14 protein-coding genes are annotated in these 14,995 nt (G+C 48.6%); 7 read left to right on the top strand and 7 right to left on the bottom strand.

Annotated elements, in window-relative coordinates; translation table 11 throughout:
* Positions 1-2: 2 nt before the first annotated feature.
* A complete protein-coding gene (locus THAL_RS01590) occupies positions 3-1,313 on the bottom strand; it encodes a sensor histidine kinase (RefSeq protein WP_012991363.1) in 1,311 nt (436 codons plus the stop codon).
* Positions 1,297-1,977 (bottom strand): response regulator transcription factor, encoded by a 681-nt coding sequence (locus THAL_RS01585; RefSeq protein WP_012991362.1) that lies wholly within the window; start codon positions 1,975-1,977, stop codon positions 1,297-1,299. Before THAL_RS01585 ends, THAL_RS01590 begins: the two co-directional genes overlap by 17 nt.
* 17 nt (positions 1,978-1,994) lie before the next feature.
* Between THAL_RS01585 and THAL_RS01580 the strand changes: the two genes are divergently transcribed.
* The 4 genes from THAL_RS01580 (at position 1,995) to THAL_RS01565 (ending at position 4,675) form a co-directional block, all read left to right on the top strand.
* The gene (locus THAL_RS01580; protein WP_012991361.1) at positions 1,995-2,798 is read left to right on the top strand and encodes a MotE family protein; all 804 of its coding nucleotides are present in this window, start codon (positions 1,995-1,997) and stop codon (positions 2,796-2,798) included.
* A gap of 121 nt (positions 2,799-2,919) precedes the next feature.
* Entirely contained in the window at positions 2,920-4,035 is a 1,116-nt protein-coding gene (locus tag THAL_RS01575) for a radical SAM protein (protein WP_012991360.1), read from the top strand.
* A complete protein-coding gene (locus tag THAL_RS01570; protein ID WP_012991359.1) occupies positions 4,035-4,328 on the top strand; it encodes an FUN14 domain-containing protein in 294 nt (97 codons plus the stop codon). The genes THAL_RS01575 and THAL_RS01570 overlap by 1 nt, the downstream gene beginning before the upstream one ends.
* Positions 4,325-4,675 carry a DUF309 domain-containing protein gene (locus THAL_RS01565; protein WP_012991358.1) on the top strand — a complete coding sequence of 117 codons (351 nt, stop codon included), beginning with the start codon at positions 4,325-4,327 and terminating at the stop codon, positions 4,673-4,675. The genes THAL_RS01570 and THAL_RS01565 overlap by 4 nt, the downstream gene beginning before the upstream one ends.
* Here THAL_RS01565 and dnaE read toward each other — a convergent pair.
* Positions 4,672-8,124 (bottom strand): DNA polymerase III subunit alpha, encoded by a 3,453-nt coding sequence (gene dnaE / locus THAL_RS01560; RefSeq protein ID WP_012991357.1) that lies wholly within the window; start codon positions 8,122-8,124, stop codon positions 4,672-4,674. The two genes, THAL_RS01565 and dnaE, sit on opposite strands and share 4 nt — an antisense overlap.
* A gap of 3 nt (positions 8,125-8,127) precedes the next feature.
* The gene (locus tag THAL_RS01555; protein ID WP_012991356.1) at positions 8,128-8,886 is read right to left on the bottom strand and encodes an oxygen-binding di-iron domain-containing protein; all 759 of its coding nucleotides are present in this window, start codon (positions 8,884-8,886) and stop codon (positions 8,128-8,130) included.
* Here THAL_RS01555 and THAL_RS01550 point away from each other — a divergent pair.
* The gene (locus THAL_RS01550) at positions 8,885-9,355 is read left to right on the top strand and encodes a CPBP family intramembrane glutamic endopeptidase (RefSeq protein ID WP_169301981.1); all 471 of its coding nucleotides are present in this window, start codon (positions 8,885-8,887) and stop codon (positions 9,353-9,355) included. The genes THAL_RS01555 and THAL_RS01550 overlap by 2 nt on opposite strands.
* Here the strand turns inward: THAL_RS01550 and ispH are convergent.
* Both ispH and sfsA read right to left on the bottom strand, forming a co-directional pair.
* On the bottom strand, positions 9,312-10,172 hold the full coding sequence (gene ispH, locus THAL_RS01545; RefSeq protein ID WP_012991354.1) for a 4-hydroxy-3-methylbut-2-enyl diphosphate reductase: 861 nt from the start codon (positions 10,170-10,172) through the stop codon (positions 9,312-9,314). The two genes, THAL_RS01550 and ispH, sit on opposite strands and share 44 nt — an antisense overlap.
* Positions 10,173-10,177: 5 nt before the next feature.
* Positions 10,178-10,816 (bottom strand): DNA/RNA nuclease SfsA, encoded by a 639-nt coding sequence (sfsA, locus tag THAL_RS01540; RefSeq protein WP_012991353.1) that lies wholly within the window; start codon positions 10,814-10,816, stop codon positions 10,178-10,180.
* Positions 10,817-10,943: 127 nt separating this feature from the next.
* Between sfsA and THAL_RS01535 the strand changes: the two genes are divergently transcribed.
* Both THAL_RS01535 and THAL_RS08165 read left to right on the top strand, forming a co-directional pair.
* Positions 10,944-11,624: an SDR family NAD(P)-dependent oxidoreductase gene (locus tag THAL_RS01535; protein WP_148209087.1), complete on the top strand. Its 681-nt coding sequence runs from the start codon at positions 10,944-10,946 to the stop codon at positions 11,622-11,624.
* Entirely contained in the window at positions 11,608-14,454 is a 2,847-nt protein-coding gene (locus tag THAL_RS08165; protein WP_012991351.1) for a putative bifunctional diguanylate cyclase/phosphodiesterase, read from the top strand. Before THAL_RS01535 ends, THAL_RS08165 begins: the two co-directional genes overlap by 17 nt.
* On the opposite strand, the gene THAL_RS01525 is transcribed toward THAL_RS08165, so the two are convergent.
* Entirely contained in the window at positions 14,410-14,985 is a 576-nt protein-coding gene (locus THAL_RS01525) for a TIGR01906 family membrane protein (RefSeq protein ID WP_169301980.1), read from the bottom strand. The genes THAL_RS08165 and THAL_RS01525 overlap by 45 nt on opposite strands.
* Between the last annotated feature and the right edge of the window lie 10 nt (positions 14,986-14,995).

Here is a 14,995-nt window from a genome sequence, read left to right as displayed (position 1 = left end):
CTTTAGGAGAACACTTTTATGCTTACCTTTGTACCCATACCTTTTGTACTCTCTATGATGAGCTGAAAACCGTGTTTTTCTACCACAGCCTTTACTATGGCTAGGCCAAGGCCGAAACCTTCCGTGTCTTTAGCCTCACGGTAGAAGGCTTCCAGAATCCTCCGCGTGTCCTCCACTCCCCTCCCTGTGTCTTCCACCACGATACTGTCCCCCGAAAAGTAAAGTCTTATACTGCCTCCTGCCGGTGTGTACTTGTATGCGTTGTCCAAAAGGTTAGAGAGGGCCAACTTAAGATAGCTTCTGTCCGCTCTGATGATAACGTCCTCTTCCATATACTCTACCCGAAAGTTATGACTACTCTTTACAAACTCGTACTCCTCCTCTAACTCTGCGAAGATCTCATTAAGGGACACATCCTCCATCTGGAGAGGTACGTGGGATTCTAAACGCATGAGGGTGAGGAGTCTGTTGATGAGGTTCTCCATTCTCCCCACCTGGACCTGCATGTTTCTGAGAACTTCTTCCTCCTTTACAGGATCGTATATGCCTTTCTGCAGAAGTTCTAGCTGACCCTTTATGTAGGTGAGAGGTGTTTTGAGGGAGTGGGCAAAGTCTCTCATAAACTGTATCTGCCAGCTTACCGATTCCCTAAGGCGAAGGATCATTTCCCTGAAAGCTCTCTGAAGAAGTCCAAACTCGTCGGACCTATCTGTGGACTCCACATCCACCTTCAGGCCTCCCCTTGACACCTCTTTGGATACATAGGTGAGGTACTCTAAGGGCTGGAGAAGTTTTTTGAGCACCAACATGAGGACCACCGACATGATTACCGACAGGAGACTGAACGCCACTAAGTTGGATCTTAGTACCCTTACCTGAATGTTCTCTATGCGATCTATATCCATAATGAGGAGGAGTCTGTAGCGTCCGTTGATCTCCTTGACAAGGTAGGCGTAATCTCCCCACACGCCTCTCTTGGTTCTTAGGAACTTCTGGACGAGGGCTTCATCTAACTGAGGTTCTTCCTCTCCCAAGAAGGGTTCCTTATGAATCACGCGGTTGTTCCTGTCTGCTACCACCACCGCCATCTCCCTGGAAACTATGTCAGAGGCTAGAAGTTTCACGTAATGTTTTTCATCCACCGGGAAGTTTTTGTAAAACTCCAGTACTGGCTGTACGTATCTCTCCATATAGCTGTAGGTATACTCCAGCAGATAACTGCGGAGGGCAGCTAAGGAGAAAATCAGCAGTAGGAGAAAACTGATGGTGTATATACCCAAAAAGTAAAGAGTGAACTTAAGTCTGACCGACATCTTCTGTACGCAGTATGTAACCGTATCCCCTCACCGTCTGTATGAGGCGTGGTGGTTTGTCCCCCAGTTTGTTCCTAAGATTCTTTATGTACACGTCCACTATGTTGGATCCTTCCTCGTGAGAGTATCCCCAGACCTTGGCGTATATCTCCTCCCTGCTGACTACCCTGTTGGCGTTTTCGGCAAGAAGCTTCAGAAGTTCAAACTCTCTACGGGTGAGGTGTATCTTCTGCCCTCTGTAGGTAACCTCTACCGCAGAGGGATCTATGCGCAGATCTCCCACCATTATCACCCCTTCTTTTTTCCTGTACCTTCTCAGCACGGCCTGTATGCGTGCGGAGAGTTCCTTGAAGGAGAAGGGTTTTGTTATGTAGTCGTCTGCCCCCGCAGATAGACCCTCTACCTTGTCCTCTATCTGCGACCTTGCGGTGACCATGATGACGGGTATATCCTTCGTTTCTCTTATCTTTCTGCAAACTTTCATGCCATCAAACTTAGGAAGCATTATGTCCAGTATTACAAGATCGTAGTTCTCTTCCACCACACGCCTGAGGGCAGTAAAGCCGTCCTGAACCCATTCCACAGTGAATCCTTCGTGTCTGAGCCCCTCCACCATCATCTGCCCTAAGTAGAGATCGTCCTCCACCAGAAGGATCCTGGGCATGGTTCTAAAATATTACCATGGACCCTGAGAAACTTCTCAGGCTGATGGAAAGCAGGAAGGAGGAGATCAGAAGGGAGTTGACGATGCTGGACAGCGATATAGCTCGTCTTGAGAGCCTCCTGCGAGAGTTGGTGAAGGAAATGGAACTGGTAAATGATGGGTTCAAGGTTGATCCCTCCGAGAAGGTACGGACAAGGTACGCATCTCTTTCTGCCAAGAAGAGGGATGTCTACCGCCAGCTGATGGCACTACAAACCAAGAGAGAGGAGCTTTTAAGATCCCTCGAGGATGTTATGATAGACATACAGGCCCTTAGAATCCTCTGCAGAAACAGAAAGAGGGAGGAGGAGGCTACCTTGCTAAAGAGGGAGATAACGGGCGTCTCCTTCTTACATATGCTGAGAAAGGCATCGCTTCTCCTCCTGTTCATAGTAGGAACGGCTGGGGGTGAAGGAGCACTTCAGAAGAAGATGAAGGAGCAGCAAAGGAGGGTGGTGGAGGAGGGTCTGACAGAGATATCCAAAGACATAGATCTTAAGCTAAAGCGGTTGGAGGAAGAGAAGAAGAGGCTAAACATGTTGAGGAGACAACAACCTCAAGAGGAAAGGAGCAAAGAGTACGTGGAGAAACTGGTGAATATCTTCAACAAAGCTTCCCCCGATGAGGCGGGTGCCATAATGAACAACATGGACCCTCATCTGGTGGCCCAGATCCTCGTAAGACTCAAGGAGAGACAGGCAGCTTCCATACTGGAGGCGATGGATCCTCAGAAGGCGGCGGAGGTATCTCAGATAATTTTAAAGATAAAGGGCTCACGGTGATGTATAGGTATAATAGAGAGGGCTGGGGAAATAGCGCCTGCGGGGTCCTCCCCAGCTTCAGAGGGCGCTATACAAGTAGCCCCGCACCTGGTCCTTGGAGGATCAGGTAAGGAAGGGAGTCATGGACCGAGTTCTTTTAGAAAAACTCACCCAGCAGAAGGAGAGTCCCGAGTATCTTCAGATAAGCATGGCAGCAGCTATGACGTTGGGCCTCGTACCCGGTATGTTTTATAAGAACACTAAACTCAGCTGTATAAACACCCTCCTCACGTATCCTTCCGGTTGTCATGCCACGTGTGCTTACTGTGGTCTTCAGAAGGCGAGAGATGTGGAGTACTCTAAGAAGAACTTCATCAGGGTAGAGTGGCCCACCGTCAAACTGGAAGATATTATAGAGCGCTCCAAAAAGGTGGGTCATGTGGAAAGGCTCTGTATAGCCCAGATCACCCATCCGAGAGCTATATCTGATACCAAGTATGTGCTGGAGAGGGTGGTGAAAGAGTTGGGAGACCAGATATTTGTCTCTTTGCTGATAAATGCTACGGGAACCACCTATCAAGACATGCTGGATTACAAGAAGTTGGGTGCAGATACCGTTACGGTGGCTCTTGACTGTGCAACACCCCAACTCTTTGAGAAGCTGAGAGGAAGACCTATGAACAGTCCTCACCGCTGGGAGACTTTCTGGAAGGTTCTGGAATGGGCAGTGGACGTAATGGGAGACGGCTACGCAGGTTGTCACTTGGTGGTGGGACTAGGTGAGACGGAGCAGGAGATGGTAGAGACCATACAGAGGGTGAGGGACTTAGGGGCGCGTACACACCTGTTCTCCTTCTGGCCAGAGGAAGGTTCTATGATGGAGAAAGAGCCTCCTTGTCCGGCACCTCAGTACAGGAGAGTGCAGTTTGCCAGATATCTCATAGACAACGGTATGGCCCGCTACGAGGATATGAAGTTCAACGAGAAGGGTCAGATAGTAGATTTCGGTATACCTAAGGAGACCTTTGAGGAGATATTCTGGAGTGGGAGGCCTTTCATGACATCAGGATGCAGGGGTAAAACGGTAGAGGTGGCCTGCAACAGGCCCTTCGGTGACAGTTCTCCCAGCGATATAAGAAGTTATCCCTTCAAACCTAACAGACAGGAGCTGGAAAGGATAAGAAAGCAGATGATGGACTACGAGATGACCACCAACTACCCTGACATACTCAACCCCAGTACTATGAGGTATCACTGATGGAGATAGAGAAGATTCTCACTGACATGGGCTACGGAGGGTTTGCAGGTTTTGTGGTGGGCTTTGCCGTCAAGAAGGTTCTCAACGTCTTCCTTATGCTGATGGGACTTTACATCCTCTCCATCATGTGGCTGTCTCATATTGGTATACTGGACGTAAACTGGGGGCAGTTGTGGGTCCTCCTCAAGTCTTCTGTAAGTAGTTTTGATGCCTTTGTTAAGGGCCTTGTGAGAACCATCGCTTTCTCCGGGTCCTTTATGGTGGGTTTCACGCTGGGCTTTAAGACGGGATGATGCAGGAAGAGAGAGAACTTCTCAGAAGAGCCAGGGAGCTGTGGGAAGAAGGGAAGTTTTACGAGGCTCACGAAGTGTTGGAAGATATCTGGAGACTCTTTCCCAAGGAGGATAGGTTATCCCGCCAGTGTTATCAGGGACTGATAAGGCTTGCCATAGCTATAAACCACTACCAACAGGGGAGGAGAGAGAGCTCCCTGCGTGTTCTTAACATGTGCAGGGATCAGCTCTCCTCCTGTACACCCACCTTTAGGGATATAGATGTAGCCTGTCTGGTGAGTTGGATAGAGGAGGCGATAGAGACGTTACAGAGAGGGGGGAACATAGAGAGGTTTCCTAAGCTTTAAACTCTGATTTCCACACCCAAAGAACGCAGTGCTTCCCGCAGTTCAGGTGTGGGGACTACGCGTATCCGTGGATCCACCTCCAGTAAAGTGCGATAACGGGGTGTGATGATCTCTATGGTGATGGGAAGGCCATCTGGACCTGTGTAAGCGGTCAGTGTCCTGTGAACTTGCAGGAGTTTGTCCTCCTCCAGCTCACAGGTGAAGATTAGAGTGATGTAATGACCCTTTCTTTTGAGAAACTCCTCCACACCGTGTACAGCACGTGCTATTATACTGACTTCTTCCGTCTCCTCGTCCCTCTCCACTAAGCCCTCTATCACCACCACGCTGTCTTCTTTCAGTTTGTCCTTCTCCTCTTCGTACACAGAAGGTGGGATTATCAGGGGTACCATACCTGTTCTGTCGGTGAGGTGAGCTGTGGCCATAAGGGTGTTCTTTGTAGTCTTCTTCACCTTTATGTCAGTAAGAGATCCTGCAAACAGATACGGACCCCCCTCCAGTTCTTCCACTTCTTCCAGTTTCTTGCAGGTGTCTTCTAGAAAACCTTCCCACACGTCTATGGGGTGTCTGGTGAGGTAAAATCCCAAAACTTCCTTCTCGTAATGGAATATGTCTTCTTGACGGTCTTCGGTGCTTTGGGAGTTTTTCTCAAAGAGACTGACACCACCCAAAAGAGCGTTTTTACTTTCCAACGCTTTCAGTAATGCGGTTCTACTCTTTCCGGTAAAATCAAAGGCTCCTGCCTTTATGAGGGCTTCCAAAGCTTTCTTGTTGAGACCCGCCGCTCTGGCCACCTGAGAAGGCTGAGTCCAGGTGGTTTTACGAGCTTTCACTATCTGATAGGCTGTGTCTTCTCCTATACCCTTTATACGTGCTAAACCAAATCTTAGTGTTCTATCACCTTCTATAACAAAGTGGACGTGGCTTTTGTTGATATCAGGTGGTAGTATAGTGATGCGATGCTTCTTGGCATCGTTAACCAGTGCCAAAAACTTGGCGTCGTTCTTTTCGTAAGAGAGTTTCACCGCAAAGAACTCTTCTGTGTAGTGGGCTTTGAGGTAAGCGGTCCAGTAAGAGAGATAACCGTAAGCCACCGAGTGAGACTTGTTGAAGGAGTAACTGGCAAACTTCTCAAAGTCCTCCCACAGTTTGGTAATCTTCTCCTCCTTGTAGCCCCTCTCTACCGCTCCTCTTATAAACTTTTCCCTCAGAGAGGCCATAAGTTCTTTATCCTTCTTACCTATGGCCTTTCTGAGGGTGTCCGCCTCACCGGGAGTAAAGCCTGCCAGTATCTGACTGGCCTTCATTATCTGCTCCTGATACACCCATACACCGTAAGTTTCCTTCAAAACGGGCTCCAGTTCAGGGAAAGGATACTCCACTTCCTCCTTACCGTGCTTTCTCTTCACGTAAGAGTCCACAAGACCCGATTTGAGAGGTCCTGGTCTGTAAAGGGCTATGGCAGCCACAAGGTCTTCAAACCTATCGGGAGACAGCTTACTGAGGAGTCTCTGCATTCCCTTACTTTCCAACTGGAACACGCCGGAGGTGTTACCCTTCCTCAGGAGCTCAAAGGTTCTCTCGTCGTCCAAAGGTATCTTCAGAAAGTCTACGTCCGCCTTGTGCCTCTCCCTTATCAGGTTCCTCATGGCGTTAAGTTCCGTAAGAGTCTTCAAACCCAGAAAGTCCATCTTTACGAGACCCAGTTTTTCCAGCTGGCCCATGTCCAGCTGTGTGGCCACCTGACCGTCGTCGTAGTAAGTAGGTACTACCTCCTCCAAAGGTAAAGGAGATATCACTATACCTGCCGCGTGCAGTGAGGTATGTCTGACGAGCCCCTCCAGCTTAAGAGCTATCTCTACCACCCTTCTTATCTCCGCGTCCGTCTCCATAAGCTGTCTGAAGGTCTTTACGTTCTCCTCTATATCGGTTCTGTGATGGCCGTACTTCTCCAGAAGTTCTTCTAGAGGGGTGTGTACCATCTCCTCCAGGCTAAGCCACGAGCCCTGTACGTCGCCGGGAGGTACCAACTTGGCCAGCCTATCACCCACCGAATAGGGAAGCCCGAGAGCCCTTGCCGCATCGCGCAGTGCCTGTTTGGCCTTCATCACGTTGTAGGTGATGATCTGAGCCACCTTGTCCTCTCCGTACTTTTCTCTCACGTACTGAATCACCTTCTCCCTTCCCTCCATACAGAAGTCCACATCCACGTCCGGCATGGAGATGCGTTCCGGATTAAGGAATCTCTCAAAGAGAAGGCCGTGTTTTACCGGATCCACGTCCGTTATACCAAGAGCGTAGGCCAACAAAGATCCCGCTGCGGAACCTCTTCCGGGTCCTACAGGTACACCCTGGTTCTTAGCCCAGTTTATAAAATCCTGCACTATGAGGAAGTACCCTGCAAACCCCATCCTGCGTACTTGTTCTATTTCGTACTCCAGTCTGTCCCAGTACTCCTTACTGTCGGGACAGTGTCCAAGAGCCTGCCTTCTTCTGAGTCCCTCCCTTGCCAGATCCTCCAGAAGCTGACCCTCCTCCACACCTTCGTAGGCTTTAGGTAAGAGATAGTCTTTGTTTTCCAGCTGAGGAAAACTGTCGGCACACTTTTCGGCCACCTCCAAAGTGTTCTTCAGAGCGTCTTCCCATCCATCAAACTTTCCTCTGAACCGTTCCCACATCTCTTGGGGAGGGGCAAAATGAAGATCGCAGACCGAGTACTTAAGTCCTTCCTTCTGTATGTCCTGTAGTGTTTTTTTCATCTGAAGGGCCATGAGAACAGAGTGGGCGGTTTTGTCCTCCGGGTCCAGATAATGAGCGTCGGCGGTGGCCACCAACTTGACCCCAAACCTCTTGGCGATGTTTATGAGAACTCTGTTGGCAGTTTCCTGCTCCGGCAGACCGTTAGCCTGAAGTTCCAAATACAGATCATCTCCAAAAAGGTCCTTCAGCTTCTTTACCCACTCCTCCGCTTTTCTTTCCTCTCCCATGCTGGCGTAATAAGTGGGCACACCTTTCAGACAAGCCGTCACCGCTATCAGTCCCCTATGATACTTCTGAAGGAGCTCATAATCTATACGGGGCTTGTAGTAGAAACCTTCCCTGTAGGAAAGGGAGGAGAGTCTGAAGAGGTTTTTAAGTCCCTCCTGGTCCTTTGCTATGAGGATTATGTGATGGTTTATCCTGTCGGTGAGGTTGTCATCGCTTCCCTTACCTTTCCTGTCAAAACGGGAACCTGTGGTGAAGTAGGCTTCCATTCCCAGAAGGGGTTTTATACCCTTTTCCTTAAGGGTCTTGTAGAACTCCAAAAGTCCAAAGAGGTTACCGTGATCTGTTATGGCTACCGCTCTGTATCCATAAGCCTGTGCTCTTTCAGCAAGATCCTTTATCTTTATAGCACCGTCCAGGAGGGAGTACTGAGTGTGAAGATGAAGGTGGACAAAGTCCCTCATACCTTAAGGTAGTCGGTAATGGTCCTGCGTCATAAGATCAACACCCACCTGTAAGTTTTCCAACCAATTTAGGAACTTCTCCACCATCTGTTTGCCTTTAAAGATGGCACCGTGCTGAGGAACTATCATCTCTATGTCCAACTGACGGACCATGTTGACCCAGAAACGGAGCACCTTGTTGGAGGCCATGTACCTTTTGTGGAAGGGCTCCATGTACTTTACGTGTTCCTCAAAGTTCTCCACCACATAGTAGTCCTGCCCCAGAGATGCACCCAGATCACCGGAAAAGAGCATCTTGGCGCAAGGATCGTAGACGTGAAAGTTACCGGGAGAGTGGAGAAAGTGAGCAGGCAGAACCAACAGCTGACAGTCACCTCCGAGGGTCAAGGTGGTTCCACTGTCTTCTATGGGTATAACCCTATCCTCCAGCTGGGAGTCCAGTCCGAAGTGGGGGAGGAACCTCATCCAGAGCTTTGAGATGTAGGCGACGGCTTTTGTGGTCATGAGCCACCCGTTTATGCTGGCCACTATGTCCGGGTCCTGATGGGAGAGAAAGATGTACTTTATCTGGTTGGGGGGTATGAGTAGGGAGATATCGGAGAGAAGCTTGGAAAAAACTTTGTGACCTCCTGGATCCAGGAGCATGCCTTCCCCTTTGTGAACAATGAGCAGTTGATTTGCCTGTACTGCGGAGGCAGGTGTAAGTTCCTCAAAGAAGGCTATCTTATGATCTGGAGTGTTGTAGATGACCTTAGCTACCATGAGTAAAAGTTTAACATACCTTTTGATAGTTCTACTTTTTCTAAGTCTTTTTGTCTCGCTCCCGGTCTATCCTTCTCTTCTGTTACCTCTGATCTTTCTTCCCCCCTCCCGTTTCGGACTGATGAGCCTCTGGAGCTATGTAGCCTATGCAGGTATCTTCTTCCTCCCTTTCCTCGGTGGAGTTTCCTCCCTCAGTTACCTCTTTGGTGCCTTTGCTGAAGAGGTGTTTTTCAGAGCTTACCTTACACCCCAACTGGGTAACATACGTGCATCTTTCATCTTTGCCTTGGCCCATCTCAGTGTGAGGTTTAACCTTTTTTCCGCTCTCACCTTCTTTCCATCCTTGTTCTTGGGTTGGGTGTACATGAGGACAAGATCCTTACCTCTCAGCGTGTTACTTCATACCCTCTTCAACCTTCTCTGGTTTAACTACATAGCTCCCTTATTTTCTCCACAACACCCTGTATGATCCAGTCGGGTGTAGATGCTCCCGCAGTTACTCCCACACGTTTCACACCTTTAAACCAGTCTGGTTGTAGTTCATCAGGAAGCTCCACATGGTAAGTGCGGGGATTTAAAGAGAGGGATATTTGGTAAAGTCGGCGTGTGTTTCCACTGTTTCTACCACCCACCACTATCATAACATCCACTTCTGGTGCCAGCTGATAGACGTCCTCCTGTCTTTCAGAGGTGGCGTTGCATATGGTGTTTATCACTTTCAGTTCTTTTACCCACAAACAGAGCTCCCCAACCACCTCTTTAAAAAAGGCCTCGTTCTGTGTGGTCTGTGCTACAACACCTACCCTCTCTTTACCCAGTACCTCCCTAAGGTCCTCCTTTCTTTCCACCACTGCACCCTCTCCTCCTGCTTCCTCCAGATAACCGAGGGTACCTACCACCTCGGGATGATCTTTTTCCCCCACTATGACCACAAAGTAACCCTCCTTTGCCAGCTGGGTGACAGCTTCGTGAACCGCCTTCACGTAAGGGCACGTGGCGTCCATAATAGTTAAACCTTTTCTTCGAAGCTCCCTTTCCCTTTTTGGAGGAATGCCGTGAGATCTTACTATAACCACATCTCCTTCCCTCAAACCATCTGCCGAGGACAGAACCTCTACACCCTTCCCCCTTAACCTGTCCACCTCCTGAGGATTGTGGATAAGAGGTCCCATGGTGAAGACCCTTCTGCCCTCTTGCGTCAACAAGGAGGCTTTTTCCGCTATGTTTATAGCTCTTCTCACACCGAAACAGAAACCCGCATGTGGTGCTATAAGTATTTCCACCATGGCAATTAAAATATAATGTCCAACGGCTTTTCTATCATGATCTCCTTCATACTAACCTTGCAGGCGTAAGCCTGCAGCTGAAAACCCTTTTCTCTGTACCGCACAAGTGCACGGCAGAAGTCCGGGTCCGTATCCCAGTTAGGGGAGAAGTACAGAGCGTCCTCTCTTTGAACCACAAAGACTATAAGGGGTTCATAACCTTCTTCACCCAGTTTTATGAGTTCCTCCACGTGTTTTCTTCCCCTCAAGGTGGGAGCATCGGGGAAAAGGGCCACTTTATCTCTCACCAGATTGACAGATTTGGTTTCTATTATCTTTTTGTCCACCAAGAGATCAAACCTTACGTTGCCAAAGCGTGGCTCTCTCTTTCCTTTAACTCCTGTGTACTCCTCGTAGAGAAAAGGTGGGATGGTGGAGTCTACACACACCAAAGATGAACCTGCGTCTACCAAAAGGAGTTCTAAGGGATGTTTTCCTCCCTCCTTCTCCCGCACGTACACCTTTGTGCCTTCTTTTAGAAGTTCTCTCAGTCTTCCTGTGTTGCGAAGGTAAGCGGTATGCTGCCCATCTCGGTAAAGTACTCTGCATATAAACCTGTTGATACGTTCCAGGAAGATGGCCTCTCTAAGAGTTCCAAGGAGCATCTTTTAGAAAGGCCCCTCCTGGCGGAGGGGCAAACAAATTAGGGGAGGGAGGGGGAGGGAGTTTCTCACCCTTCCACATTAAAACATTATATTCCGGTTTCTGAGGATGTCAAGATATACTTTTTTTGTGCGTGCTGTAGTGACAGGGGGAAGTAGAGGGATAGGTAGAGCCATAGTGGAGGCCTTTCTGAAAGAGAACTACAGGGTGTGTACCTGCGCGCGCCACCAAGAGGGTCTTCTCGTACTAAAAAGAGAGCTGGGAGATCCGATAAATCTTTTTGCTATGCCCTGTGATGTGAAGGATAGGGACTCGGTGAAGAGTTTTGTAAACCACTGTGTCTCTTTTCTCGGAAAAGTGGATGTTTTGGTAAACAACGCAGGAGTGTTGGGTGTGAGGGAGAAGATAGAGGGTTATCCGGAAGATGTGTGGGAGGAGGTTCTACGAGTTAACCTTAACGGTATGTTTTTTGTAACCAAGTACTTCATACCCTATATGGAGAGAGGTGGTTTCATCATAAACATGTCCTCGGGAGTGGGGAAGCGCCCTGCACCAACGTGGGGTGCTTACGCTGTTTCCAAGTTCGGTACAGAAGGTTTCTCCCTCTTACTGGCAGAGGAGCTGAGAGAAAGAGACATAAGGGTATACGCCTTCAATCCAGGTGCCACCCGCACCACTATGAGAGCACAGGCTTACCCTCAGGAGGATCCCACGAGGCTAAAGTCTCCCGAGGAGGTGGCGCGAGCCGTGCTCCGTCTTATAAAGCTAAGACCTTCTTCAGTTTCCTTGGACTATGAGGACATACTCTGAGATCTTTTTGGCAGGTTTGGGTCTTTTGGTGTTCTTCTCCACCTTGGCGGTGAGGGATACCATTCACATAGATATGACCACCTTCGGCTATCTCACAGCGCTTCTGCGTATAACCGCCTTCTTCACTCTTCTCTTCTTCTCTCTAACGGTGCTGATACTGGGCAGGGGCTTGGTGTGTAGGAGGCTTTATCTCACGGGCCTCTTCATGATACCCGCCCTTATACCCAACGCTCTTCACATCTTGTCTTTTGTCTTCTTCCCCTCCTTCATCACACCTAACACCAGAGATAAAGTGGCTTATCTCTTTTCCTTATCCCACCTGTTTCTTCTGACAGCCCTTTACATAGGCTTCCTTCTGGGTAGGAGATGGAAAACTTCCACCACCAGAGTGGTCTTTCTTTTCAGCACCTTTCTTTCCTCTCTCTTCTCTGCTCTCGTGGTCCTTTACTACCCGTGGCTACCTCCCATGTGGCTGGAAGGGGAAGGGTTCCCATGGTACAGAGAAGTTTTCCAGGTAGCGTTGGCAGGAGCATCCCTCCTTCTGTGGAGAAGTATAGGTAGTGAAGGGTTTTTGCGCCTCTCTTTACTTTACCTGTCTCTGGGGTTTTTGCTGAGTTCTACCGCCGTTAGATTCACCGACTTAACCCTCGTGGTGTGTAGTGGTTTTCTCTTGGTCTCTTATCTATTTCTCGTGTGGTCTTTGTTGGTGGTAGGTCTACGCCACAGGGCACATCTTGTGGTGCAACTTAGTGGGAAAATTCTCTCAGTTCTCTCTTACCTTAAACCAGAGGTGAAGGATCATGTGGTTTACATGAAGCTGGAAGAGGCTTTTGCAAAGGGTCTTGTGAGGGAGGTGTGGGTTTACGATAAAAGAGACAACCAACTGAAGATACACGCTTACGCCTACGAACCTTCCAGTCCACCCTCCCAGTGGGAGAAGTTTTACACGGAGAAGAGCTGGAAAGGATTTCATGTGGAACTGTATCGGGGAAGGTACTGGGTCATAAGCCTTCTGGCAGGGAAGTTGGAAAATCCCATAGAGAGGTTGCACGTGCTAAACGTAGAGAACTTGATAGTTAGCTATGGTCTTTACACTTTAGAGCTTCACAAAGAACTCAGTAAAATGAAACTTCTGCTGGAAACGTCCCAGTACGTAGCAGAAGCCTACAACAACATAGAGACATTCTCCCGGCAAGTTCTCAACAAAATTGATCAGATCCTTCATCTAGACGGTAGTCTGTTCTTTATGTACAACAAAAATTCCGACACTACCGACAAGCTGACCTTTTCGTCCGGCTTTTTGGGAAAACTGGGTGATCTTCCAGTATCCGGTTATGTGAGCCGGGTATTGGAAAAGGATAGTTCTTACGGTGTGGAAGAAGGGTTCATATACGCTAAGGGGGAGTATGGGCATTTGGTGGTGGGTGTGTTAGCCTTCAGAAAAGGCGGAGTTTTTGACAGTGATCAGCTTATGTTCCTCCGGACAGTTTTCCACCAGCTTTTCCACGTAGTTAGATTGATGAAAGCGATAGAAGATCTCCAAAAGGCTCAGCTGAGTGTAAAGTTTCTCTCCCAGTACGATCCTTTAACCGCTCTTCTCAACAGGGTCAGTTTTGAAAAGGAGTTACAAAAGGCCACCAAGCATGACATCTTCTCCATCATACTGATAGACATAGACAACCTCAAAGTTATAAACGATACCTACGGTTTTTCTGCTGGGGATCTACTACTGAATGGTATGGCCAGCGTCCTACGAAGAAGCGTAAGGAGGTGGGACACGGTGGGTAGGGTGGGAGGAGACGAGTTTGCTATCCTTTTACCTAACACCCCTAAAAAGGTGGCGAAGATAGTGGCTGAAAGGATAAGGAAGGAGATAGAAGCATGGGGATGGGAGCCTCAGCCCGGTGTGGTGGCCAGGGTGAGTGTAAGTATGGTGATACTCACTTATCCGGAGGACGCGGATAAACCTGAGGAGATGATACACATTGGTGAGCTGGCCATGGGGAAGCTTAAAAGGGAGGGCAAAGGTGGAATCTGGGTGCTGGGAGAGGAGGAAAGGGAAAGGTTATATGTCTTTTACAGAATGGAACGTATCCTGATGCAAGCCTTAGAGAAAGATGCTGTTATACCTTACCTACAGCCCATAGTGGAGCTCAAAGATATGAAGGTGTTAGGTTACGAGGTTCTCATGCGCCTTGAGGTAGATGGCCAGATTCTAACGGCGGGGCAGTTTGTGGAGGTGGCAGAAAAACTGGGAGTAATGCCCCAACTGGACGTACTCCTTATAGAAAAGGTTCTGGAGGGGTACCATACGCTGGAAGGTGAACCTCTGTTGTTTATAAACTTAGAGCTCAGAAACGCTACACCTAAGTTCACAGAGCTTCTTACGTCCTTATGTGAAAAGTACAGAGTACCCACCCATAGGGTAGTTCTGGAGATAACAGAGAGGGAGGCGGTGGGAAATATGATAAGTGTAGTAGAGTTTGTAAACTCTCTGAGATCCAAAGGTTTTTCTTTTGCCATAGATGACTTTGGTTCTGGTTACTCCTCCTTCTACTATCTGAAGTTTATCCCAGTGGACTACATAAAGATAGATGGGGAGTTTGTGAAGAGTGCTGTTGTATCCCCTGTGGATAGGATCTTTGTGGAAGCTGTAGTAAATATGGCCAAGAGGTTGGGTATAAAGACGTTGGCAGAGTTTGTGGAAAACGAAGAGATACTACGCGTGATGTCACAGTTAGGTGTAGACTACGGACAGGGTTTCTATTTAGGAAAACCTACGCCACTAACGGGATTTTCTCAAAAGGAGACCCACCAGCAGGGAGACTGAGGACAGTATCAACATAAGGATTCCTGCCAGTAGGGTGGATACGAACCAAAATCTCATAGGATAAACCCTCAGTAGAGTATCTTGGTCAAAGAAACGCCACGAGTAAGGATCGAAAACTATATTGTGGAACTTCTCAAAGAGGGCATCGTAGTTCAGAAAGGACAAAAGAAGGGAGAGAAGGACCAACAGCAGACCTAAGAAACCACCTATTAGAAACACGCCCCCTATCCTCCTTTTATCTCTTAGACTTACCACCCCCACAACCCACAGAGGGAGTATCCCATAAAAGGCTTTGGTGAGGTAAGATAGTACTTTCTGGACATCTTTCATATGTTTTATCTCCCTCTCGTTGAAGAGTCCGGACTTTATAAACTCCTCCATTCCCTCTTCAGAGAGGACAGCCCTGAGACCCAGCAGAGCTATACGTAAGCGTGTGGCATCGTCCATGCCCCATCTGTCTGGTGGGAGATCTCCCACCGCGTACACCAACTTCACAAAACTCTCGGTAAAGGCAAGCTTCACCGTCCCCATCACCAGCAAG

The sequence above is a fragment of the Thermocrinis albus DSM 14484 genome (assembly GCF_000025605.1).
Taxonomy (GTDB): domain Bacteria; phylum Aquificota; class Aquificia; order Aquificales; family Aquificaceae; genus Thermocrinis; species Thermocrinis albus.
This window is presented reverse-complemented; position numbering and strand designations above follow the sequence as displayed.

Coding starts and splice junctions, on each gene's coding strand:
- THAL_RS08165 (WP_012991351.1), top strand. CDS start 11,608: ATGAGGACATACTCTGAGATCTTTTTGGCAGGTTTGGGTCTTTTGGTG.
- THAL_RS01580 (WP_012991361.1), top strand. CDS start 1,995: ATGGACCCTGAGAAACTTCTCAGGCTGATGGAAAGCAGGAAGGAGGAG.
- THAL_RS01575 (WP_012991360.1), top strand. CDS start 2,920: ATGGACCGAGTTCTTTTAGAAAAACTCACCCAGCAGAAGGAGAGTCCC.
- THAL_RS01570 (WP_012991359.1), top strand. CDS start 4,035: ATGGAGATAGAGAAGATTCTCACTGACATGGGCTACGGAGGGTTTGCA.
- sfsA (WP_012991353.1), bottom strand. CDS start 10,816: ATGCTCCTTGGAACTCTTAGAGAGGCCATCTTCCTGGAACGTATCAAC.
- THAL_RS01565 (WP_012991358.1), top strand. CDS start 4,325: ATGATGCAGGAAGAGAGAGAACTTCTCAGAAGAGCCAGGGAGCTGTGG.
- THAL_RS01585 (WP_012991362.1), bottom strand. CDS start 1,977: ATGCCCAGGATCCTTCTGGTGGAGGACGATCTCTACTTAGGGCAGATG.
- dnaE (WP_012991357.1), bottom strand. CDS start 8,124: ATGAGGGACTTTGTCCACCTTCATCTTCACACTCAGTACTCCCTCCTG.
- ispH (WP_012991354.1), bottom strand. CDS start 10,172: ATGGTGGAAATACTTATAGCACCACATGCGGGTTTCTGTTTCGGTGTG.
- THAL_RS01550 (WP_169301981.1), top strand. CDS start 8,885: ATGAGTAAAAGTTTAACATACCTTTTGATAGTTCTACTTTTTCTAAGT.
- THAL_RS01555 (WP_012991356.1), bottom strand. CDS start 8,886: ATGGTAGCTAAGGTCATCTACAACACTCCAGATCATAAGATAGCCTTC.
- THAL_RS01525 (WP_169301980.1), bottom strand. CDS start 14,985: ATGGGGACGGTGAAGCTTGCCTTTACCGAGAGTTTTGTGAAGTTGGTG.
- THAL_RS01590 (WP_012991363.1), bottom strand. CDS start 1,313: ATGTCGGTCAGACTTAAGTTCACTCTTTACTTTTTGGGTATATACACC.